The 22,230-nt window shown below is 66.8% G+C and carries 21 protein-coding genes and 1 pseudogene; 11 read left to right on the top strand and 11 right to left on the bottom strand.

The window, feature by feature from the left end; translation table 11 throughout:
- Positions 1–40: 40 nt before the first annotated feature.
- A complete protein-coding gene (dacB, locus tag NCCP691_RS09990) occupies positions 41–1,456 on the bottom strand; it encodes a D-alanyl-D-alanine carboxypeptidase/D-alanyl-D-alanine endopeptidase (protein ID WP_220808128.1) in 1,416 nt (471 codons plus the stop codon).
- Between the two features lie 55 nt (positions 1,457–1,511).
- Here dacB and NCCP691_RS09985 point away from each other — a divergent pair, with 55 nt between their 5' ends.
- The 7 genes from NCCP691_RS09985 (at position 1,512) to NCCP691_RS09955 (ending at position 8,320) form a co-directional block, all read left to right on the top strand.
- A complete protein-coding gene (locus tag NCCP691_RS09985) occupies positions 1,512–1,970 on the top strand; it encodes a MarR family winged helix-turn-helix transcriptional regulator (RefSeq protein WP_220808127.1) in 459 nt (152 codons plus the stop codon).
- A 127-nt stretch (positions 1,971–2,097) separates the two neighbouring features.
- Positions 2,098–2,517: an organic hydroperoxide resistance protein gene (locus NCCP691_RS09980; RefSeq protein ID WP_220808126.1), complete on the top strand. Its 420-nt coding sequence runs from the start codon at positions 2,098–2,100 to the stop codon at positions 2,515–2,517.
- A 120-nt stretch (positions 2,518–2,637) separates the two neighbouring features.
- On the top strand, positions 2,638–4,056 hold the full coding sequence (locus tag NCCP691_RS09975; RefSeq protein WP_220808125.1) for a coiled-coil domain-containing protein: 1,419 nt from the start codon (positions 2,638–2,640) through the stop codon (positions 4,054–4,056).
- A gap of 194 nt (positions 4,057–4,250) precedes the next feature.
- A complete protein-coding gene (gene groES / locus NCCP691_RS09970) occupies positions 4,251–4,541 on the top strand; it encodes a co-chaperone GroES (RefSeq protein ID WP_220808124.1) in 291 nt (96 codons plus the stop codon).
- A gap of 35 nt (positions 4,542–4,576) precedes the next feature.
- Positions 4,577–6,223 carry a chaperonin GroEL gene (gene groL, locus NCCP691_RS09965; RefSeq protein WP_220808123.1) on the top strand — a complete coding sequence of 549 codons (1,647 nt, stop codon included), beginning with the start codon at positions 4,577–4,579 and terminating at the stop codon, positions 6,221–6,223.
- Positions 6,224–6,472: 249 nt separating this feature from the next.
- Entirely contained in the window at positions 6,473–7,918 is a 1,446-nt protein-coding gene (locus tag NCCP691_RS09960; RefSeq protein WP_220808122.1) for an ATPase domain-containing protein, read from the top strand.
- A 45-nt stretch (positions 7,919–7,963) separates the two neighbouring features.
- The gene (locus tag NCCP691_RS09955) at positions 7,964–8,320 is read left to right on the top strand and encodes a response regulator (RefSeq protein ID WP_220808121.1); all 357 of its coding nucleotides are present in this window, start codon (positions 7,964–7,966) and stop codon (positions 8,318–8,320) included.
- 12 nt (positions 8,321–8,332) lie between these two features.
- Here the strand turns inward: NCCP691_RS09955 and NCCP691_RS09950 are convergent, their stop codons facing one another.
- The 9 genes from NCCP691_RS09950 to NCCP691_RS09910 form a co-directional block, all read right to left on the bottom strand.
- Positions 8,333–8,911, bottom strand: coding sequence for a DUF3299 domain-containing protein (locus NCCP691_RS09950; protein ID WP_220808120.1), 579 nt, complete (start codon positions 8,909–8,911; stop codon positions 8,333–8,335).
- Positions 8,912–8,919: 8 nt separating this feature from the next.
- A complete protein-coding gene (locus NCCP691_RS09945) occupies positions 8,920–10,182 on the bottom strand; it encodes an ABC transporter permease (RefSeq protein ID WP_220808119.1) in 1,263 nt (420 codons plus the stop codon).
- Positions 10,179–10,889: an ATP-binding cassette domain-containing protein gene (locus tag NCCP691_RS09940; RefSeq protein ID WP_220808118.1), complete on the bottom strand. Its 711-nt coding sequence runs from the start codon at positions 10,887–10,889 to the stop codon at positions 10,179–10,181. The genes NCCP691_RS09945 and NCCP691_RS09940 overlap by 4 nt, the downstream gene beginning before the upstream one ends.
- A 9-nt stretch (positions 10,890–10,898) precedes the next feature.
- The gene (locus tag NCCP691_RS09935; RefSeq protein ID WP_220808117.1) at positions 10,899–11,387 is read right to left on the bottom strand and encodes a DUF2796 domain-containing protein; all 489 of its coding nucleotides are present in this window, start codon (positions 11,385–11,387) and stop codon (positions 10,899–10,901) included.
- Between the two features lie 12 nt (positions 11,388–11,399).
- Complete coding sequence (locus NCCP691_RS09930; RefSeq protein ID WP_220808116.1) at positions 11,400–13,391, bottom strand: TonB-dependent receptor; 1,992 nt, start codon at positions 13,389–13,391, stop codon at positions 11,400–11,402.
- A gap of 71 nt (positions 13,392–13,462) precedes the next feature.
- Positions 13,463–13,822, bottom strand: a complete 360-nt coding sequence (locus NCCP691_RS09925; protein ID WP_220808115.1) for a hypothetical protein — start codon at positions 13,820–13,822, stop codon at positions 13,463–13,465.
- Between the two features lie 69 nt (positions 13,823–13,891).
- Complete coding sequence (locus tag NCCP691_RS09920) at positions 13,892–14,674, bottom strand: enoyl-CoA hydratase (RefSeq protein WP_220808114.1); 783 nt, start codon at positions 14,672–14,674, stop codon at positions 13,892–13,894.
- The gene (ylqF, locus tag NCCP691_RS09915; protein WP_220808113.1) at positions 14,664–15,581 is read right to left on the bottom strand and encodes a ribosome biogenesis GTPase YlqF; all 918 of its coding nucleotides are present in this window, start codon (positions 15,579–15,581) and stop codon (positions 14,664–14,666) included. Before ylqF ends, NCCP691_RS09920 begins: the two co-directional genes overlap by 11 nt.
- A 48-nt stretch (positions 15,582–15,629) precedes the next feature.
- A complete protein-coding gene (locus tag NCCP691_RS09910) occupies positions 15,630–16,568 on the bottom strand; it encodes a histone deacetylase family protein (RefSeq protein ID WP_220808112.1) in 939 nt (312 codons plus the stop codon).
- A gap of 133 nt (positions 16,569–16,701) precedes the next feature.
- On the opposite strand from NCCP691_RS09910, the gene NCCP691_RS09905 reads away from it, so the two are divergent.
- The 4 genes from NCCP691_RS09905 (at position 16,702) to mltB (ending at position 21,759) form a co-directional block, all read left to right on the top strand.
- Positions 16,702–17,622, top strand: a complete 921-nt coding sequence (locus NCCP691_RS09905; protein WP_220808111.1) for an AAA family ATPase — start codon at positions 16,702–16,704, stop codon at positions 17,620–17,622.
- A gap of 62 nt (positions 17,623–17,684) precedes the next feature.
- Positions 17,685–18,632 (top strand): DUF58 domain-containing protein, encoded by a 948-nt coding sequence (locus NCCP691_RS09900; protein ID WP_220808318.1) that lies wholly within the window; start codon positions 17,685–17,687, stop codon positions 18,630–18,632.
- Positions 18,629–20,653 (top strand): transglutaminase TgpA family protein, encoded by a 2,025-nt coding sequence (locus NCCP691_RS09895; RefSeq protein ID WP_220808110.1) that lies wholly within the window; start codon positions 18,629–18,631, stop codon positions 20,651–20,653. The genes NCCP691_RS09900 and NCCP691_RS09895 overlap by 4 nt, the downstream gene beginning before the upstream one ends.
- Positions 20,650–21,759: a lytic murein transglycosylase B gene (gene mltB / locus NCCP691_RS09890; protein ID WP_238482390.1), complete on the top strand. Its 1,110-nt coding sequence runs from the start codon at positions 20,650–20,652 to the stop codon at positions 21,757–21,759. Before NCCP691_RS09895 ends, mltB begins: the two co-directional genes overlap by 4 nt.
- 165 nt (positions 21,760–21,924) lie before the next feature.
- Here the strand turns inward: mltB and NCCP691_RS09885 are convergent.
- A pseudogene (locus tag NCCP691_RS09885) lies at positions 21,925–22,230 on the bottom strand (phosphate ABC transporter substrate-binding protein PstS); the annotation flags it as partial.

The following is a 22,230-nucleotide window of genomic DNA, read 5'->3' as shown; positions in this document are numbered from 1 at the left end:
GAGGAGAATACCTTAAGGAAAGACTTTTGCGGGGTCGGCCTCAGCCTTTTTCATAGATCCACTGCAGCAGCGCATCCTGCGCCTCGACCGCGCGCGGCGCGTTCGTATGGTTGATCAGGCAGACGACGATATAGCGTCGGCCGGAAGCGGCGAGCACATAGCCGGCGATGTTGCGGGCGTCGGCAAGCAGCCCGGTCTTCACATGCGCCCTGCCCGCCACGCTGTGACCGTTCAGGCGGCGGCGCATGGTGCCGTCGAGGCCGGCCAGCGGCAGCGAGGCGAGGAATTCCGGCATCGCCGGGGACTGGAAAGCGGTGTCGAGCATGCGTGCCAGGCTCTGCGCGGAAATCCGCTCGGCGCGGGACAGGCCGGATCCGTTCTCGATCACCAGCTCCGGCGCCGGAATGCCGCGCGCCGTCATCCAGTTGCGCACCGCCGTCGCGCCGCCGGCCGCGCTGACCGGCAGGCCGGCGCCGACATGGCCGAGCGTGAGCAGCAGCTGGCGGGCCATCACATTGTTGGAGAACTTGTTGATGTCGCGGACCACCTCCGCCAGGCTCGGCGATTCCCATTCATCGATCAGGCGCGCATCCGGCGGCACGACGCCCAGCCGGGCACCGCCGCGCAGCGTGCCGCCGAGGTCCGTCCAGAGGCGGCGGAAGGCGAGATGGAAGTATTCCGGGTGGCTGAGCGGCCAAGGATGCAGATGGAGGACGCGCTCGCCGCAGGCAGCCGGATAGACGCCGCTGAAATAAACGCCGAGCACGCCGACATCGGTCTGCAGTCCGGCGCGCCAGTCCGCGCACTCGCCCTCGGCCAGGCGCGGCGCGACCACCGGATAGCCGGCCAGCGGCGGGTCGGCGACCACGTTCACCCTGCCGTTCACGGGATCCGGCAGGAAGCGCAGGCTGATCGACTTGTAGTTCAGCAGCAGTGCGTCCGGACCGACGTTGTAGGGCTTTTGCGGCTCGCCGTCGAACTGCGCCGGATCGAAGGCCGTTTCCTCGAACACGCTGCGATCGAGCACCAGGTCGCCCTGTATCTCGCGTATGCCGCGCTCGCGCAGCCGCCGCAGGAACATCCACAGGTGTTCGTAGACCAGCTTGGGGTCGCCGCCGCCCTTGATCACCAGGTCGCCGCGCAGCACGTCGCCCTCCTGCGGGCCGCTTGCCCAGGCGCCGGTCTTCCAGCGGAAGGCGGGACCCAGCAGATCGAGCGCGGCGAAGGTGGTGACCAGCTTCATCGTCGAGGCCGGATTGAAGGCCAGGTTCTCGTTCCAGGCCAGCATCGGCGCGCCGCCGCCGACCGGCGCCACGTAGACCGCGCTCGCCTCGCGCGGTATCTGCGCCCGCTGCAGCGCTTCGGCCATCGGCCGCGGCATCATGGTCTGCGCCTGCGCATACGGCAACACGAGCGCCAGCAGGAAGAGTGAGACAAGCTTCTTCAGTATTCGCATCGCTTGGGGAATAATAGACGGCAGCCGCCGATTATCCCACGCCCGCCCTTTCGCCATGCCCAAGCACGTTACCGAGAATCCCGATCCGCTCGCCCTCGAAAGCCAGTTCTGCTTCGCGCTGTACTCCGCCTCCCTCGCGGTCACCAAGACCTACAAGCCCTACCTCGACCAGCTCGGCCTCACTTATCCGCAATACCTGGCCATGCTCGTGCTGTGGCAGCAGGACGACGTGCCGGTCAAGGAGATCGGCGAGAAGCTCCACCTCGATTCGGGCACGCTCACTCCTCTGCTCAAGCGGCTGGAGACGGCCGGCCTGATTGCCCGGACCCGCGACGAGAAGGACGAACGCCAGGTTCGCATCGCCCTGACGCGGGAAGGCCGTGCGCTGAAGAAAAAGGCGCAGTCCATCCCGCACCAGCTGCTGTGCGCCACCGGGCAGGCGCCGGAGACCCTCGCCCGGCTGCGTGACCAGCTCAACCGCGTGCGCGACGAACTCGGCGAGAAAGATATCTGATTTTTCTCAACCCCCGTGCACGCCCCGGCATTAGATTGCGCACAACTTAATTGCACGTGATATTATTAGTCACCGGCAAAATCAGCCGGTTCCGATCCCTGATACCTGATCCCTGATACCCGATACCATGCAAATCCTCTACACCGCACATTCCACCGCCACCGGCGGCCGCGACGGCCGCGCCAGCAGCAGCGACAACAAGCTCGACGTCAAGCTCAGCACGCCGAAAGAACTCGGCGGGGCCGGCGGCGACGGCACCAATCCCGAGCAGCTGTTCGCTGCCGGTTACGCCGCCTGCTTCCTGTCGGCGCTGAAGTTCGTCGCCATGCACGCCAAGACCGCTCTCCCCGCCGAGGCAGCGGTTGCGGCGGAAGTCGGCATCGGCCCGAATGGACAGGGCGGCTTCGCGCTGGCGGCCAGCCTGAAAGTGAGCCTGCCCGGCCTCGACCGCGACGCGGCGCAGGCGCTGGTGAACAAGGCGCATGAAGTCTGCCCGTACTCGAATGCGACTCGAGGCAATATCGACGTCCAGGTCGCGCTGGCCTGATTTCCCGCGCGGCGCAGCACCATCCCTCGCTTGTACCGCGTACGGCGCTGTCCGTACGCCGCAAGGAACCAAACGGCATGCCCGGTCACTGACTGCACTTCAACAAGTCAGGGGCCGGGCATGCTTGCGTTGGACCGTGTCCCTTTTTCCTTCCACGGTTTTTTTCAAGAGAGGAATATCATGCTGCGCACGAATCCGACCTCAGTTCATACGTTGCAGACAGCCGCCAGGCCGACAGGAAACACACGTGGCCGGCACGCCGATGCGGGCGCACCGCCCACCCAGGCGCCGCCCGGGCCGACGCTCGAGGGCAGGACAGCGCAGCAACGGGCAGGCGACGGGCCGGGGCGCGTCGTTGCAGGCCTCAGGTACGGCCACGTCAGGCTTCTTCAACGAGGCCCGGACGTACCCGAGGCGCGGTCGCCGGCAGCGCACGCTCCGAAGGCCACGCGCGAGCTGAGGAGCGGGAAAGTACGGACGCTGCCGACCATTCCGGAGTGGGAGCCGGTTCTGCGTCCTGACGAGAATTTCGCCGGCGACGTCGCCCGCGCCCTGAGGAACAACGATCCTGCGCCCGCTTCCGAACCTCCCTACAAGACGAGGCTGGCCGATCAAGCCAGGGAGATTCGGCGACTGTCGGATCAGAACAAGGTCCTCCGGGACGTGGTGCAGAATTACAGGCCCGACCCGGCCGCCGTGCTGGCACACGCCACGCCAGGCTATATCGACCAGCTGAAAGCGAGCGAAATGCAGGCGTGGTCGTCCTACAAGCAGCTGAGGCAGCGGCACGCCCGTGTGATCGAGACGCTGCAGCGCCAGAAATCGGAGGCGGAATCGGCCGTGAAGGCGGGCAAGGCAAAGATCGCCATCCTCGAAAACAAGCTCGACAGCGCGAATGAGGCCTACCGCGCCCATGTCCAGGAATGCACGAGAAAAATCTCGGACCTGGCCGGAGAAGCCGGTAAATCGGACGCGCTTGGCAGGGAAATCGCCGAACTCGCCGCGCGGAACAAGACAGCGGAGACAGAAATCGGCGCGCTGCGGTCCGAACTCGCGGATGCGAAAAGCGCCCAGGCGGAAAAGGCGGCGCTGATCGAGAAAAATGAAAACCTGCTGCACGAGAACGCGCAACTTGCGGAGGAAGTGCAAGCGCTCGGCGAGGAAGTCGCCCGCCTCGAAGCGTTCATCGGGCAGATCGAGTGCAGCCTCGAGGAAGAAAAGGCATTCAGCGCGGAAGCGCTGGCTGTCAACAAGAAGTGCGAACAACGGATACGCGCGCTCACCGCCCGGGTCCAGGAACTCGATGAAACGCTGCAAGGCAAGAAATCCGAGATCGAGAAACGCGACGAAACCGTCAAGACCCTCGAGCGCGCGGTCCAGCACAGCGTGGAGAGGTATGGCGAGCTGCACCGGAGCTATGCGCCCCTGCCCGGTCAGATCGAGAAGCTGACCGAGGCAAACCAGCGACTGCGGGAATTGAACACATCGCTTCTGGCCCAGCTGCAGGCCGCGCGTCGTCAGGCCGGCAACCCGGAATAAGGCTTCAAGCCGGACGGCGGTTCTTGAAAAAACAAAATGCCGCCCATATACTTAGCACTCGTTAGGGGAGAGTGCTAACAGTTTCCCCTGGCCTACCAACTTTCCCATGCGGACAAGCACTGCGGCGGAATACCGGTTTGCAGCGCCAGCGCCGCAAAAACTACTATAACTTGTTGATTTAAAAAGGAGTTTGTATGAACCTTCGTCCTTTGCACGATCGCGTCATCGTCAAGCGCCTCGACCAGGAAACCAAGACTGCGTCCGGCATCGTTCTCCCTGATGCAGCCGCCGAAAAGCCGGACCAGGGCAAGATCCTCGCGGTCGGCAACGGCAAGATCCTGGAAGACGGCAAGGTCCGTCCGCTGGAAGTGAAGGTCGGCGACACCGTCCTGTTTGGCAAGTACTCCGGCCAGACCGTCAAGGTCGAAGGCGAGGAACTGCTCGTGATGCGCGAAGAAGACATCATGGCAGTCGTGCAGAAGTAATACAAATCCCGCAGAACAGATAAGGAGTTTCGAACATGGCAGCTAAAGAAGTCGTATTCGGCGATGCCGCCCGTGCCAAGATGGTCGAAGGCGTGAACATCCTCGCCAACGCAGTCAAGGTCACCCTCGGTCCGAAAGGCCGCAATGTTGTGCTCGAGCGTTCCTTCGGCGCCCCGACCGTCACCAAGGACGGCGTTTCCGTGGCCAAGGAAATCGAACTGAAAGACAAGCTCATGAACATGGGCGCGCAGATGGTGAAGGAAGTCGCTTCCAAGACCTCCGACAACGCCGGTGACGGCACCACCACCGCGACCGTGCTGGCCCAGGCCATCGTCCGCGAAGGCATGAAGTACGTTGCCGCCGGCATGAACCCGATGGACCTCAAGCGCGGCATCGACAAGGCCGTCGCCGCCACCGTCGAAGAACTGAAGAACATCGCCAAGCCCTGCACCACCTCCAAGGAAATCGCCCAGGTCGGCTCGATCTCGGCCAACTCCGATTCCTCGATCGGCGAGCGCATCGCTGAAGCCATGGAAAAGGTCGGCAAGGAAGGCGTGATCACCGTCGAAGACGGCAAGTCGCTGAACGACGAACTCGACATCGTCGAGGGCATGCAGTTCGACCGCGGCTACCTGTCGCCGTACTTCATCAACAACCCGGACAAGCAGGTTGCCGTTCTGGAGAACCCGTTCGTCCTGCTGTTCGACAAGAAGATTTCCAACATCCGCGACCTGCTGCCGGTGCTGGAGCAAGTGGCCAAGGCCGGCCGTCCGCTGCTGATCATCGCCGAAGACATCGAAGGCGAAGCGCTGGCGACCCTGGTGGTCAACAACATCCGCGGCATCCTGAAGACCTGCGCCGTCAAGGCTCCGGGCTTCGGCGACCGTCGCAAGGCCATGCTGGAAGACATCGCCATCCTGACCGGCGGCCAGGTCATCGCTGAAGAAGTCGGCCTGACCCTGGAAAAGGCAACCCTGCAAGACCTCGGCCAGGCAAAGCGCGTCGAGATCGGCAAGGAAAACACCACCCTGATCGACGGTGCCGGCCAGGCTGCCGCGATCGAAGCGCGCGTCAAGCAGATCCGCGTCCAGATCGAAGAAGCGACCTCCGACTACGACCGCGAAAAGCTGCAGGAGCGCGTTGCCAAGCTGGCAGGCGGTGTTGCAGTGATCAAGGTCGGCGCAGCCACCGAAGTCGAAATGAAGGAAAAGAAGGCACGTGTCGAAGACGCGCTGCACGCTACCCGTGCCGCCGTTGAAGAAGGCATCGTCCCGGGCGGCGGCGTCGCGCTGCTGCGCGCACGCGCCAACGTCAAGAACCTGAAGGGCGACAACGCCGACCAGGACGCCGGCATCAAGATCGTGCTGCGCGCGATGGAAGAGCCGCTGCGCATGATCGTCACCAACGCCGGCGAAGAAGCTTCCGTCGTCGTCAACAAGGTGATCGAAGGTTCGGGCAACTACGGCTACAACGCCGCCAACGGCACCTACGGCGACATGGTCGAGATGGGCGTGCTGGATCCGGCCAAGGTCACCCGTTCGGCTCTGCAGAACGCAGCGTCGATCGCCGGCCTGATGCTGACCACCGACTGCACCGTTGCCGAGCTGGTCGAAGACAAGCCGGCCGCTGCACCGGCTGGCATGGGCGGCATGGGCGGCATGGGCGGCATGGACATGATGTAATGCCGGCCGCGGGAAGGCAGCCATGCCTTCCGCCGTCAGACAGAAGTAGCAGGAAGCCCGCGGTTCGCCGCGGGCTTTTTCTTTGCCCGGAAAAATTTTCGGCAAAACCGACAGCGCGACCATGAATGCGGCGAGAATGGCCGCAACGGGAAACTTGCTAAACTAGCAGCCGCGATGCGCCCCTCGCGGGTGCCGGGCCGGGTCAGCACCCGACCCGCAACGCGTCACGACTTTCACGAAAGCCAGTTCATGAGCCATCACGATGCCGACAACCTTCATCTGCTTTCGACCGGGATAGGCGGGCTCGACTCTGTCCTCGGCGGAGGCCTTCCAAAGGATCATCTCTATCTGATACAGGGGCTCGCCGGCAGCGGCAAGACGACGCTGGCCTGCCAGATCGGGTTCCATCATGCAAGCCATGGCAAGAAAGTGCTGGTGCTGACGCTGATCGCGGAATCGCATGCAAAACTGCTGCAGCATCTCGGCAATTTCGGTTTTTTCGACCCCGCGCTGGTGGGCAGCCAGGTCCTGTTCTACGGCGGCTACAAGGCCTTGTCAGAGGGCGGCCTGCGCGAACTGCTGAGTTTCATTTCCGCCTGCCTGTCGTCGCACCAGCCTGAAATCATGATCGTCGACGGATTCCGCTCGATCCGGGACTCGCGGCCATCGGACCTGGCGCTGTCGGAATTCATGCACTCGCTCAATGCGCTGGTATCGACCATGGCGTGCACCACCTTCCTGCTGTCGCCGACCGAGGGCAATGAAGCCGAGTCCGAGAACACGCTGGTCGACGGACTGATCGAACTGAGCCAGGAAGAAGACGGCGTGCGCACCATCCGGGAGCTGAAGGTGTTCAAGGCGCGCGGCGCCAACCATCTGCTGGGCAAGCACGCATTCGAGATCTGTACCGGCGGGCTGGTGGTCTATCCGCGGCTGGAGGCCGCCGCAACCCGCAGCAATCATGCGTCCGACGCCAGCGACAAGCAGGTGCGCTTCGGCGTCCCGGGGCTTGACGAGATCGTCCGGCACGGCTTCATGCAGGGTTCGATCACCAATGTGATCGGCACGCCCGGGGTGGGTAAAACCATCCTCGGCCTGCACTACATCCATCAGGGGCTGCTGGACAACGAAACCTGCCTGATACTCGGCTTTTTCGAGTCGCCGCAGCGGCTGCTGCAGAAAGGACGCAAGGTCGGCATCGATCTGTCCGACGCGATGCAGGACGGACGCCTCGAAATGATCTGGCACCTGCCGCTGGAAGTGCTGATGGACCGCCTCGCGTCGGAGTTGCTGGAGAATATCGACAGGAGAAAAGTCTCGCGCGTCCTGATCGACGGCGTCGAGGGATTTCACGACGTGGCCATGCATCCGGCACGCATCAAACCTTTCCTGATCGCGCTGGTCAATGAACTGAGGCGCCGCAATGTCACGACCCTCATCACGCAGGAACTGCCGTATTTCAAATCCTCCTACCGGGATTCGGACTCGTCGGAATCAGCCCTGTACGAAAACATCCTGCTGCTGCGCAGCACGGTGGTCAGCGGCGCGGACCAGCGCCTGCTGTCCGTGATGAAGGTCCGTGAAAGCGGCTATGATCCGGCGCATCGCATCATGAAGATCTCGGACCACGGGATCGCGATTGAAAACACGGTGTCAGCAGGGGCACCCTTCCCCGAAAAGCAGGAGGGGCTCTAGTCACATGTCGAAGCGTATCGCGTCAAAAGACGGACGGAGCGGCGGGTGAAACTGATACTCATTGTGGATGATGAAGTCGACCTGACCACGGCGTATTCCCTGCTGTTCCAGCTTCACGGCTACGAGACCATGACGGCGGCCAATGGCAGGGAGGCGCTGGACGTCATCGCGCGCAGGCGGCCCGACCTCGTCCTGTCCGATCTGATGATGCCGGTGATGGACGGCGTCGAACTGTCCCGGAGGCTGCGCAACGACGAGGCGACGGCTTCCATTCCCATCATCCTGATGAGCGCGGCGCCGGAGCGCCACACGCTGTCGGACCGCAACTTCGACGCGCTCATCCTCAAGCCTGCCCGCTTCCAGACGATGCTCGAGAAAATTCGGGCCCTGCTGCCGGACTGACCGCGGCCCGGCCTATTTCTGCGTGTAAGGACTCAGCGACTCCGCCCTGAGGCGATAGCCGGAAGCACCGAACTCGGTATCGCTGCGCACGGTCTCCAGCGTGCCGTTGACCCAGACCGCCGACATCATCTGCACTTCCTTGAGCGGCCTGGCGGCGACGGCGTGGATGATCTGGTTGGCGGGCGGCGGCGGCGTGTGGATGCAGGCGCCGAAATACGGCACCAGCAGGAATTCCTTGATCTGCCCGCGCTGCGCGTCGAGCGGCACGAGGAAACCGGCGATGCGTATCTTCGTGTTGTTGAGGGCGGGCTCCACCGGCGCCTCCGCCCAGGCCTTGCGCATCTTGTCCAGCGCTTCCATCGCGCGCGGATCGCTGTCGCTGAGCGTGCCGAGGTCGATGCCCTTCATCAGCTGGGACGGGTCCCAGTTCTTCGGCACCAGCGCATCCCAGCTGATTTCACGGTAGCCCTGGGCGGCGGCGGGCGATTTCGCCTGCGGCAGCTTGTCGCCGACCCTGTAGCCGGACTTGTCCTGCGCGTGGGCGCCTGCGCAAAGCAGTGCGCCGCAGAGGAATGCATGGGCGAGTTTCATGGTTTCTCCTAAATCCTCGGGGTGAGGCCGTCGGCGAGCGACAGCCGGTAGGCGCGCCAGCCGGGGACCAGGCTGGCGAACAGGCCGACGCCGACGACGGCGAGCAGCAAGGGCAGTTCATCGGGACGCAACAGCGTCAGCGGCAGAGACAGTCCGTAGCGGGCTTCCACCAGCGGCGCCAGGGCGGCGCCCGCGCCGGCCAGCAGCAGCACACCGACGGCAGCCCCCGCGAGCATCAGCAGCAGACCTTCGATCACCAGCAGCAGAAACACATGCAGCGGCTGCGCGCCGACCGAGCGCAGGATCGCCAGTTCGCGCCGGCGCTCGTTGAGTCCCGCGAGCACCACCGCCACCAGGCCGCACAGGCCGACCAGCACCACCATCGCCGACACCGCCAGCAGGCTGCGCTCGGCCACGCCGACCATCTGCCACAACTGGTCGAGCGCCACCCCGGGCAGCACGGCGAGCAGCGGCTCCTCCCGGTAGTCATTGACGAAGCGCTGCATGCGGAACACCGCGGCACGACTCTTGAGGCCGACCAGCACTGCGCTGGCCTGCCTGGGCCTGAGGTCGAACTTGCGCACATGCTCGGCCGGGATCTGCAGGCCGGGCATGCGCGCCCCGCCCTGCCAGTCGAGATGGATCGCCTCGATCGACTCCAGGCTGACATGCACCGTGCGGTCCACCGGGGTGCCGGTGCGCGCGAGGATGCCGACCACTTCGAACGGCTTGTCGTCGTGCGCGGCCAGCGACACGTCTTCCATGCCGTGGCTGAGCGAGATGCGGTCGCCGACCCGGTAGCCGAGCTGCCCGGCCACCTCGGCGCCGACCACCGCTTCGAAGAGTTGCGTGAAACGCCGGCCCGCCGACAGCCGGAGCGGTTCGGCGTCGCCGTGGCGGAAATGCTCGAAATAGGCGTCGCCGGTGCCGAGCACGGGAAACCCGCGGTGCGAATCCCCGAGCGACAGCGGCACGGTCCAGGCCACCGAGGGATGGCGGGCGATCGCCTCGACGCTTTCCCAGCGGATGCCGGCGGGCGCGTCGCCGATGCGGAACACCGCGTACAGCAACAGCTGCACCGGGCTGCTCCGGGCGCCGACGATCAGGTCGGTGCCGGAGACGGATTGCGCGAAGCTTTCGCGCGCATCGTGGCGGATGCGTTCGACGCCGAGCAGCATGGCCACGCTGAGCGCGATGGTGAGCACGACCAGGCCGAGCGTGAAGCGGCGGTTCCAGGCACTGCGCGCGGCAAGCGGAAACAGATAGCTCATGCCGCGCTCCCTTGCGCCGCCAGATTGATCTGCGCCAGCCCAAGCTCGCGGTCGAACTGCGCGGCGAGGCGGCGGTCGTGGCTGACGAACAGAATGGTGGCGCCCGCCGCCTGCCCTTCCTGCAGCAGCAGGCGCAGGAAATCGGCCTGTCGCTCGGCATCGAGCGCGGATGTCGGCTCGTCGGCGATCAGGATTTCGGGGCTGCCGATCAGGGCGCGCGCGGCCGCCACCCGCTGCTGCTGGCCGACGCTGAGCCGGGTGGCGGGCCGTTGCAGCACCTCGGTACCGAGACCCAGCGCCGCCAGCAGGCGTACCGCTTCGTCGCGCGCGCTGCGCTGGCGCGAGGCGCGCTGCAGGCGCCGCCGCGAGAAGCGGCACGGCAGCAGCACATTGTCGAGCACCGGCAGGTGCGGAATCAGGTTGAACTGCTGGAAGATGAAGCCGACATGGTCGACCCGGAAGCGGTCGCGCGCATGCCCGCGCAGCGCCGCCAGCTCATGGCCGAGCATGCGCACGCTGCCCTGCTGCGGCAGCAGCACGCCGCCGAGCAGGCCGAGCAGCGTGCTCTTGCCGCTGCCGCTCGGCCCATGCAGGAACAGGCTTTCGCCCGCCTGCATGGTCAGCGACGCGATCTGCAGGCAGGGCGTGGCCGCCTGCGGCCACCGGAAACGGAGATCCTCGACAACGACCACCGGTTCTTCCCGCATGTCCTTCCCCTACCAGTCGAGCCGGCTCTTGCGGCCGGTCAGCAGCACGCCGGTCTGGCGGCCGGGTGCCGCCAGCTGCGCCTTCACCTTCTTCAGCCGTGGATAGGCATCGAACAGGCGCACGTCGAGGCTGCGCAAGGCAGCCGGCGTCGCGCACTCGAACCGCACCACCGCGTGCAGGTCCGCGTGTTCGCCACCGCCCTGCGGCAGTTCCACCTCGGCGGGCGCCGCGCGGCAGCCTGCTTCGGGCGGCGTGACGAACAATGCCTGCGGCTGCGCGAAGCGCTCCTTCAGCGTCTGCAGCGCCTGCCGTTCCTTGTCGGTGCGCGGCGCGCGCTCGAAGCCGACGAGGTTTTCCAGCGGCGATTCGAATTCCAGCTCGAGCGCCTTGCCCTCGACCGCTACGGAAAGCGTGGCGAGACCGTGCTGGTGGCCGCCGGCGGCATGGACGCCGCCGGCGGCGAGCAGCATCGCGGCTGCGCATATCGTTTTCTTCATCGATGCATCTCCTCAAAAAGCGGTGCGCAATCCCAGCACCAGGCTGCGGCCCGCGAGCGGCGCCACATCCTTGAGCAGGGAGGTGGACACCCGGATGTCTTCATCCAGCAGATTCTTCGCCAGCGCGAACCAGGTCAGCTGCATGCCGTTCCATGCCTGCGTCCAGGACAGGCTGGCATCGACCCGGGTGTAGCCCGGCGTGGCGGTCTCGAAGGCGGCCAGCCGGTCCTGGCGCTGCGCCCGGATCACGCTCGCGCCCGCCCGCCACGGTCCCTGGCGCCAGCCGGCCTCGACGCCGATCCGGTTCGCCGGCTGCAGCGGCAGGTAACCGCCGCCCGCGTCCAGCCGTCCGCGCGAGGTGTCGGCGAAGGCCCGGCCGGACAATCCCTGCCCGCGCCAGTTATAGCTGATTTCCGCCTCCGCGCCGCGGATTGTCGCACCCGCCTGCGCGAACACGCGCTCCGCCAGTTCGTCGCCCGGATTGCCCTCTTCGTCGAGGACGGCGCCGGTCAGGCGGCCGTAGATGAAATTGCTGACCTTGTTGCGGAACAGGTTTACGCGCCAGCGCAGCAGGCCTTCGGTCTTCTGCAGTGACAGCTCGATGTTGCGGGAGGTTTCCTTGTCGAGCGTGGCATCGCCGCGATCGAAGGTCTCGGTCGCATGGTGCGGGCCGGCGGAGAACAGTTCCTCGGTGGACGGCGCGCGCTGCGCGACCGAGAAGGTCGGGCCGAAGCTGTAGCCGCTCACGCCGGTCCAGGCCGCGCCGAGCGACCAGGAGAACAGGTCGAAGCTGCGCGCCGGGGCCTCCTCCGGATCGCGCCGCGCGGATTCCATGCGCAAGCCTGCGTTGACGCGCGCCGGCCCCAAATCGCGCTCCTCGACCAGGAAGGCGGCGTGCGAGCGCGAACGCGTGCGCGGCACGGTGGCCGGATGGTCTTCTTCGCGCGGCAATGCCGAAAACTTCGCCGTCTCCGCATGCACGCCGAAGGTGCCGCGCCAGCCGGCCAGCGGCTGGTGCGCGAATTCCAGCCGTGCCTCGGTGGCGTCGTTGTTGAAGTCGGTCTCGGGCTCGCCCGCGGCATCGCGCTCGGTGTGCTCGTAATCGGTATGGCCGAGGCGCAGGCGCACATGCTCCAGGCCCTGCAGCGGCCGCCTGACCAGCGTGTCGATGTCGAAGCGCGTCTGCCGCATGTCGATGCGGGCGCCCTCTTCCGACGGCACGCCGTAGCGGGCGTCGAGCGTCGATATCGATGCGCCGGCGTAACCCCAGTCCTCGATCAGGGAGGCGCCGAAGCCGAGATTGTGCTGGCGCGCCGCCGAGTTGGCCAGCCGGCCGCGCGGCGAGTCGGGATTGCCGCGTTCGGCGCGGCCCGGGATGCGGTAGTCGTCGGCGTCGCGCGCGCTGGCGTCGACATGCAGTCCGATCCTGCCCACCGCGCCGTCGGCGGAGAGCGAGGCTGCTTTCGAGCGGTCCGCGCTGCCGTAGCGCAGTTCCGCGTCGCCGGTGGGACGGTCTTCCAGCACCGTGGGAATGCGGCCGTTGACCAGATTCACCAGGCCGCCGGATGCGCCGGAGCCGTAGAGCAGCGCGGCGGGGCCGCGCAGGATTTCGATCTGGCGGGCGGTGAAGGGGTCGACGCCGACCGCATGGTCTTCCGAAATGGTGGAGACGTCCGCCACGCCCATGCCATTCTGCAGCACGCGCACGCGGGGGCCGCCGAGGCCGCGGATCACCGGGCGCGAGGCACCGGCGCCGAACGCGGAAGCGCTGACGCCGGGTTCGTTGGACAGGGTGTCGCCGAGGCTGGCGCCGAGACGGTTGCGCAGCTCGTCGCCGGCGAGCACGCGCGCGGGGGCGAGAATCTGGGACTGTTCGCCGGCATTGAACGGGGTCGCGGTGACGACGACTTCGGGCAGCACGGTGCCCGCGTCCTGCGCCTGCAGCGGGGCGGCGGCGATGAGCGACAGGCCTGCCGTGGCCAGCAGGCTGGTTTGCTGATGCATGAATACTCCTTCGACTGAAATGCGGATGGCACAGGCCGGCCCGTGGCGGGCAGGCCTGCGAACGGTGGCATTCAGCTGGAAGGCGGGGCGCGCGAAGAGAAGTACGCGATGAAGGACGGCTGCCATCCGCCCGCGGGCCATGACAGCCGCCAGTCCTCGGCGGCACGCTCGCAGCGCGCCGAGAAAAACGCGGTATGGATGGTCGCGCCAAGCGTGGCGGCATCGAACAGCTGGCAGGAGTGGGCGTAGCCCTCGTCCGCACCCTGGGCATGATCGGAACCGGCGGCGACCTCGTGCAGCGCCGGCACCATGCCGCCGCCGTGTCGCACCCGGTGCTCCAGACCGGTCCACTGCCCGGCCAGCATGGCCAGCAGCAACAGCGCGGCGAGCACTGTGCGCAGGGGATTGGCCGGGGAGTGGATGCGATGCATGGGGACCGGGGGCGCTACGGGATATAAATGCAACAAAGTTGCAAAATCATATCACAGGGCGCGCAATGTTCAGCCGCCCCAGTTCGGCCGGCGTTTTTCGATGAAGGCCTGGACGCCTTCCAGCGCCGCCTCGTCCATCATGTTGCAGGCCATGGTCTGGCCGGCCAGCTGGTAGGCCGCGCCGATGCCCATCTCCAGCTGCCTGTAGAACATCTGCTTGCCCATGCTCACGGCGACCGCGGGCTTGGCGAGAATGCTGGCCGTCAGGCGCGCGACTTCCGCGTCGAGTTCTTCCGGCGCCGCCACGCGGTTCACCAGCCCGCGCTCGCGCGCGGTATCGGCGTCGATGAATTCCCCGGTCAGCAGCATTTCCATCGCCTGCTTGCGCGAGACGTTGCGGGACAGCGCAACCGAAGGCGTGGCACAGAACAGGCCGTAGTTCACGCCGGACACCGCGAACCTGGCCTCGCGCGAGGCCACCGCGAGGTCGCACATCGCCACCAGCTGGCAGCCCGCCGCCGTGGCCAGGCCGTGCACGCGCGCGATCACCGGCTGCGGCAGCTGCTGCAGCGACAGCATCAGCTTGCTGCACTGGTTGAACAGCTTGCGGTAATACGCCTCCGACGGCTCGGCGCGCATCTGCTTCAGGTCGTGCCCGGCGCAGAAGGCCTTGCCGGCCGCCGCCAGCACCACCACCCTTACCGATTCGTCGTGGCGCAGCGCATCCACCTCGCGCTGCAGCGCCGTCAGCATTTCCCCGGACAGGGGATTGAAGCGGTCGCCGCGGTTCAGCGTCAGGGTCGCGACGCCGCCGGCGACCGTCTTCAGCACGTATGCGTCTTCAGTCATCATCGCTCTCCACTTCGGGTTCGGGCCGCTCGCCGAGGGACTCGGGCGGCTTCCAGGTCGCCAGCAGCTCCACCCGGCTCTGCGGGGTTTCCAGGCTGATGCGGCCGAGCGCGCCGCTGCGGTAGTCGATCAGCAGCGTGTGCGCGGCTTTCTCGAAATCCAGCTCGCCGCCCTTGACGCGGTAGGCGCGCCGCTGGGCCACGCCCTCGATCACGCCGACCGGGTCCACGCCGTCGGTCTTGAAGCCGTAGCGCGCGGTCAGCAGCTGCGGATAGCGGGCCAGCAGCAGTTCGGCGAGAAAGGTGGCGACCTCTTCCTCGATGATGGCGTTGACGCCGACCGCATGGCTGGCGGCCAGCATCAGGCCGTCGGTCGGATGCTCGATCTTGGGCCAGAGCATGCCGGGCGTGTCGATCAGCACCATGTTGTTGCCGAGGTAAAGCCGCTGCTGCGACTTGGTCACCGCCGGCTCGTCGCCGACCGCCGCCACCCTCTTCTTCAGCAGCGCGTTCATCAGCGTCGACTTGCCGACGTTGGGAATGCCCATGATCATCATGCGCAGCGGCTTGAGCGGGGTGCCGCGGTGCGGCGCGAGCTTGAGCGCGAAGCCGGGCACCTTGGCGACGTCGGCCGGCTTCTTGCAGGAGAGCGCGACGGCGTGCACATCCTTCTGGGCATTGAAATGCGCGAGCCACGCCTTGGTCGCCTCGGGATCGGCCAGGTCGGCCTTGTTGAGAATCTTCAGGCAGGGGCGCTGGCGCTGCTTGCGCAGTTGCTCGATCATCGGATTGCTGCTGGCGGCCGGCAGGCGCGCGTCGAGCACCTCGATGACGAGGTCGGTCTTTTCCATGGACTCCGCCGCTTTCTTGCGGGCGGCGTTCATGTGACCGGGGAACCATTGAATGGACATGCTGGGGAATAAGGACCGGAGTAAGCCGCTATTCTACCTGCCCGCCCCTCATTCCAGCTTCGCCAGTGCCTTCAGATGGGCGACGACGCTGCGCCCGAGCGCCGACAGGTTGTAGCCGCCCTCGAGGCAGCTGACGATGCGTCCCTGGGCATGCTCGTCGGCCACCTCCATGATGCGGCGGGTGATCCAGGCGAAATCCTCCTCGACCAGGCCGAGCTGGCCGATGTCGTCCTCCTTGTGCGCATCGAATCCGGCCGAGATGAAGATCATTTGCGGACGGTGCGCATGCAGCGCAGGCAGCCAGTGCTTCTCGATGAGAGGCCGCACTTCGGCGCCGCCCGCGAACGCGGGCACAGGCAGATTGACCATGTTGGGGGCGTTCTCCGGTTCCGTGTACGGATAGAACGGATGCTGGAAGAAACTCACCATCAGCACGCGGGGATCGTCGAGAAAAGCCTCGGCCGTGCCGTTGCCGTGATGGACATCGAAATCCACCACCGCCACCCGTTCCAGGCCGCGCGCGTCGAGCGCATGGCGCGCCGCCACCGCGACGTTGCCGAACAGGCAGAAACCCATGGATTCCGAGGGGCGCGCATGATGGCCGGGCGGACGCACCGAGCAGAATGCATTGCGCACTTCGCCCGCCAGCACCGCGTCGGTGGCGGCGAGGGCGGCGCCGGCCGCGCGCAGCGCCGCCTGCCAGCTGTTGGCGTTAAGCATGGTGTCGCCGTCCAGCGGGTAATACGCTTCGCCGCTCTCCTGCAGCGCGCGCACCTGCTCCCGGATGCGCGCCACCGCTTGCGCGCTGTGCACGCGCAGCAGGGCCTGCTCGCCCGCCAGCGGCGCCTCGCGCCGTTCCAGCAGGCCGGCGATGCCGCTCGCGGCCACCTGGTCCTCGATCGCCTGCAGACGGGCGGGCGACTCGGGATGCCAGGAACCCATTTCGTGCAGCAGGCAGTCGGGGTGGCTGAAGAAGGCGGTGCGCATATTGATGGGTGCCGAAGTAAACGAAGGATACGAAAGGAGAAACTCGAATAGAATCAGTGTAACCAAGAACGGCCGCGCGCACCGGATTTGCCTGCGACGCGCCGCGCGAGACCAGTAACACCCCCGGGGAGCCATGTTCGAAAAAGTCCATGCAGTAGCAAGACAGGTCAGCCAGGTCGTCGTCGGCAAGGACCTGCAGATCCGCCAGTCCCTCGCCTGCCTGCTGGCCGGCGGCCATCTCCTGATCGAAGACGTGCCCGGCGTGGGCAAGACCACGCTGGCGCATGCGCTGGCGATTTCGCTCGGCCTGCGCTTCAACCGCCTGCAGTTCACCAGCGACCTGTTGCCGGCGGATGTGCTCGGCATTTCGGTGTTCAACCGCGAGACCGGCGGCTTCGTGTTCCATCCGGGACCTGTGTTCACACAGGTGCTGCTGGCCGACGAGATCAACCGCGCCACGCCGAAGACGCAGTCGGCGCTGCTGGAAGTGATGGAAGAACGGCAGGTCACCGCCGAGGGCTCGACCCGCGCGCTGCCCGATCCCTTCTTCGTCATCGCTACCCAGAACCCGTCGCACCAGGTGGGCACCTTCCCGCTGCCGGAATCGCAGCTCGACCGTTTCCTGATGTGCCTGTCGCTCGGCTATCCCGACCCGGCCGCCGAGCGCGCGCTGCTGATGGGCGAGGACCGGCGCAGCATGCTCAAGTCGCTGCCGGTGGCGATGAAGCCGGAAGAGTTGCTTGCCGCGCAGGCCGCGCTCAGAAACATCCACGCATCAAACGCGCTGATCGACTATGTGCAGGCGCTGGCGCAGGCTTCCCGCCAGAACGGCCTGTTCGCCGACGGCCTCAGCCCGCGCGCGACCATCGCGCTGCTGCATGCCGCCCGCGCCTGGGCGGCGCTGGAAGGACGCGACCATGTGATACCGGAAGACGTGCAGGCGCTGCTGGTGCCGGTGACGGCGCACCGCCTGCGCCCGCTCAAGGCCACCGGCAGTTCCACCCTCGGCAGTCGCGACCTGGTGCTGCAACTGATGAAATCCGTGCCCGTGTGAAACAGCGCCTTTCGCTTTACGCCCGCTTCGAGCACGCGCTGCGCCGCCGTGCCGGGCAATGGATGTTCCGGCACAAGGGGCCGGAGCCCGGCGAGGTGTTCCTGAACCAGCGGCGCGTCTACATCATGCCGACCCATCCGGGGCTGCTGTTCGGGGTCACCCTGCTGACGATGTTCATCGGCTCCATCAACTACAACCTCAGCCTTGGCTTCGGCCTGACCTTTCTGCTTGCGTCCTGCGGGTTGATCGACATGCACCTGACCTTCCGCAACCTGGCGCACCTCTACCTGGCGCCGGGCCAGGCGAGCCCCGTCTTCGCCGGTGAGGAAGCGCAGTTTTCGCTGCACCTGATCAATCGCAGGAAGCACGACCGCTATGCGATCTGGCTCGACTTCGTGGTCGACGACCGGCCCGAACTGGCGCAGGCGGCCGACGTCGGCGCCAACAGCAGCGCCCGCGTCATGCTGACCACGCCGGCGCGGCGGCGCGGCTGGCTGCAGGCGCCGCGCGTGCGGCTGCAGACGCGCTTCCCGCTCGGCCTGCTGCGCGCCTGGAGCTACTGGCAGCCGGACCTGCGGGCGCTGGTCTATCCCCGCCCCGAGGAACACGCGCCGCCGCTGCCGCAGGCGGCGGCCGGCGTCGACGATGGCCAGGGGCCGGCGGGCAACGAGGATTTCGCCGGCATCCGCGGCTATCAGCCGGGCGACTCTCCGCGGCGGCTGGCATGGCGCCAGATCGCGCGCGCCGACCCCGAGGCGGGCGGCAGTCTCGTCACCAAGCACTTCGAGGGCGGCGCCGCCACCGAGATTCTGCTCGACTTCGCCGCGCTGCCCGCGTCGCTGGACCTGGAAACGCGGCTGTCGCGCCTGACGCGCTGGGTGATCGAAGCCGAGGCGCGCGGCGTCCCCTACGGATTCCGGCTAGGCGACGTCAGCCTGGGCGCCTCGCTCGGCGCCAACCATCGCGACGCCTGCCTGCGCGCGCTGGCGCTCCACGGGAGCGAGGGATGAAAGCCTTCGGCGCCGTCCGCGGCCTGCGCACGCTGTCGCGCGAAAAATCCGACACCCTGCTGCTGCTCGGCGCCTGCTGCCTGGTGCTGCTGCCCCATCTGAGCCGGCTGCCGCTGTGGATCGCGCCGGCCTGCGCGCTGCTGCTCGCGGCCCGCGCCTGGCTCACCTTCAGCGGCCGCCGCATGCCGTCGCGCTGGCTGCTGGTGCCCGTCGCGCTGCTGGCGATGGCGGGCGTCTATGCGAGCTATCGCACGCTGCTCGGGCGCGACGCCGGGGTGGCGATGCTGAGCCTGCTGCTGACCTTCAAGCTGCTCGAGATGCATGCCAAGCGCGACCTGTTCGTCGCGCTCTTTCTCAGCCTGTTCCTGGTGCTGGCCTCGTTCTTCTATTCGCAATCCATCGCCACCGCGCTGCTCACCGTCGCCGCGGTGGTGCTGATCCTGACCACCCTGCTCTCCTTCCAGTACACCGGCGCGGTGCCGCCGCTGCGCAAGCGGCTGCGGCTGGGCGCGACCATCCTCGGCCTGGCGGCGCCGCTGACGCTGGTGCTGTTCCTGCTGTTTCCGCGCGTGCAGGGACCGCTGTGGGGGCTGCCGGCGGATGCGCACGCGGGACGCACCGGCATGTCCGATACCATGAGCCCGGGCAATATCTCGCGCCTGGCGCTGTCGGACGAGATCGCTTTCCGCGTGCTGTTCGACGGCAGGCCGCCGGCGCAGCCGCAGCTCTACTGGCGCGGCATCGTGCTCGGGCATTTCGACGGCCGCACCTGGCGCGAGATGCCGGCGCAGGGCGGCCCCGAAAGCATCGGACTGAACGTGCGCGGCGCGCCGCTGCGCTACCAGGTCACGCTGGAACCGCACGGCCGCGAATGGCTGTTCGCGCTGGAGACGCCGGCCACCGTGCCGACCGTGGCGGGCAATCCGGCGCGGGTGAATGGCGACCTGCAGATCATGTCGGCATCGCCGGTGCGCGAGCGGCTGCGCTACGACGCCGCCTCTTACCTGGACGCCGGCCTGCAGTCCGACACCGACCCGGCGCGCATGCGGCGCTGGCTGCAACTGCCCGCCGGCCTCAACCCGCGCACGCTTGCGTTCGCGGAGGAACTCAGGCGCCGGCATGCGCGACCCGAGGCGCAGATGGAAGCCGTGCTGCGCCACTTCCGCAGCGAGAACTTCCGCTACACACTTGAGCCGCCGCCGCTTGGCCAGCAAGGCATCGACGAATTCCTGTTCGATACCCGCGCCGGCTTCTGCGAACACTACTCCGGCGCCTATGTCTTCCTGATGCGTGCGCTCGGCATCCCGGCCCGGGTGGTGACCGGCTACCAGGGCGGCGAGATCAACCCCGCTGACGGCTACATGACGGTACGCCAGTCGGATGCCCATGCCTGGGCGGAAGCCTGGCTGCCGGGACGCGGCTGGGTGCGGGTCGATCCGACCGCCGCCGTCGCGCCGGACCGGGTGGAGCGCAATCTTGGCAGCGTGGTGCCGCGCCAGGCCTTCGGCGGCCTGATCACGCTCGACCCGGAGCGCAACCTGTTCGCGGCCCAATGGCTGAGGCTGCGGCACCAGTGGGAAGCCATCGGCAATGGATGGAATCAGTGGGTGCTGAATTACACCCCGCAGCGCCAGCTCGACCTGGTGCGCTCGCTCGGATTCACCGATGTCAGCTGGCGCACCCTGCTGTGGCTGATGCTCGTGCTCGGCAGCGTGGCGCTGGCGGTCGCGGTGCTGCCGCTGATCCTGCGGCAGGCCAGGCGCGACCCGCTGCAGAACGTGTATGAGCGTTTTTGCAAGCTGATGGCGCGGCGCGGACTGCCGCGCCTGCCGCACGAAGGGCCGCGTGCCTATGCCGCCCGCATCGCTGCGGCGGATTTGCCACTCGCCGCGCAAAAACGCGCGGCGCTCGCGCGTTTTCTGGAAGTTTACGAAGCGATGCGGTATGGTGCCGGGGCACGTCCGGGTTCGCCCGGCCCCCAACTGTCGCAACTCAAATCCCTGTTAGCAGAATGTCGATGATTTCTTGCAACCGGCCTGCCCGCGCGGCGCTGGCACTTGCGCTGCTCGCTTCCTTCCTTGCCTCCGCCGCACCCTTGCCCTCGCATGCCGCCGCCAAGAATGCGGCCAAGCTGCGCAAGGTCTCCTCCACGCAGGAAGAGGCGAGCGAGTACGCCAATTTCACGCAATGGAAAGAGGTCGCGGCCTTCATCGACCGCATGGTCAACGAACACCAGTTCGAGCGCGCCGCGCTGGAGTCGCTGTTCAACCAGGTGCGCTACGTCGAGACCGCAGTCCGCCTGGTCAAGCCTGCGCCGCCGGGCAAGCCGAAGAACTGGCGCGCCTACCGCGCCCGCTTCATCGATCCGGTACGCATCCGCGCCGGCGCCGAATTCTGGAATACCCACGCCGACTCGCTGGCCGAGGCGGAAGCGAAGTACGGCGTGCCGGCCGAAATCATCGTCGGCATCATCGGCGTCGAAACCGTCTACGGCCGCAACACCGGCAACTTCCGGGTCATCGATGCGCTGACCACGCTCGCCTTCGATTATCCGCAGACGCCGAATCGCGACGCGCGCATGAACTTCTTCCGCGGCGAGGTCGAGAACACCCTGCTGTACGCGCGCGAAGCCGGCATCGACCCGTTCTCGCTCTACGGCTCTTACGCCGGCGCGATCGGCTGGCCGCAGTTCATGCCGGGGAGCATACGCAGGTACGCGGTCGACTTCGACGGCGATGGCCGCATCGACCTTCGCAATTCCCCTGTCGACGCCATCGGCAGCGTCGCCCGCTTCCTGCTCGAGCATGGCTGGAAGACCGGCGAGCCGACCGCGTTCCGGGCCGCCATCGACCAGGCGCAGCCGGTGCGCGCCTGGGAAATGTTCCTCGGCCAGGGGCTGGAAGCGAAGTTCCGGCTCGACGAACTGCAGGCCGCCGGCGTGCAGTCTTCGGACGCACCGACGGACAAGCTGTATGGACTGGTCGATCTGCAGAACGGCGAAGAGCCCACCGAGTACTGGCTCGGCACCGACAACTTCTTCGCCATCACCAAGTACAACCGCAGCTTCTTCTACGCGATGTCGGTGATCGATCTCGGGCACGAGGTGAGGCTGGCGCGGGGACGCTGAAGCGGGTGGACCGGGTGTCGGCTCGTGGATCGGCGCGGCAAGATCCTATGAAGCTGGTCTGATAGAACCGGCGGCCGCCGTTTCGATACACGGGCCATCGCCCGCCAATGAGAAATGCCCGCGGCTGCGGGCATTTTCGGGAAAGCGTAACGGGGTTACGCTGAATTACCAGGCGGCCTTGCCGGATGCATCCTTGATCTGGGATTTCCAGGCATCCTGGACCAGCTTGACGACCTGCGGCGGCATCGCGACGTAGTCCAGTTCGGCAGCCATGTTGCCGCCGTTCTTGTAGGACCAGTCGAAGAACTTCAGCACTTCCTTGGCCTTGGCCATGTCGGCCTGTTCCTTGTGCATCAGGATGAAGGAGGCGCCGGTGATCGGCCAGCTTTCCTTGCCGGCGGAGTCGGTCAGCACCACGGCGAAGCCCGGGGTCTTGGCCCAGTCGGCGCCGGCCGCGGCGGCCTTGAAGGT

Origin of the sequence: Noviherbaspirillum aridicola, from assembly GCF_019656455.1 — a bacterium.
GTDB lineage: Bacteria > Pseudomonadota > Gammaproteobacteria > Burkholderiales > Burkholderiaceae_D > Noviherbaspirillum > Noviherbaspirillum aridicola.
Note: the sequence above shows the minus strand (reverse complement) of the source record. Positions and strands in the feature narration are given on the sequence as shown.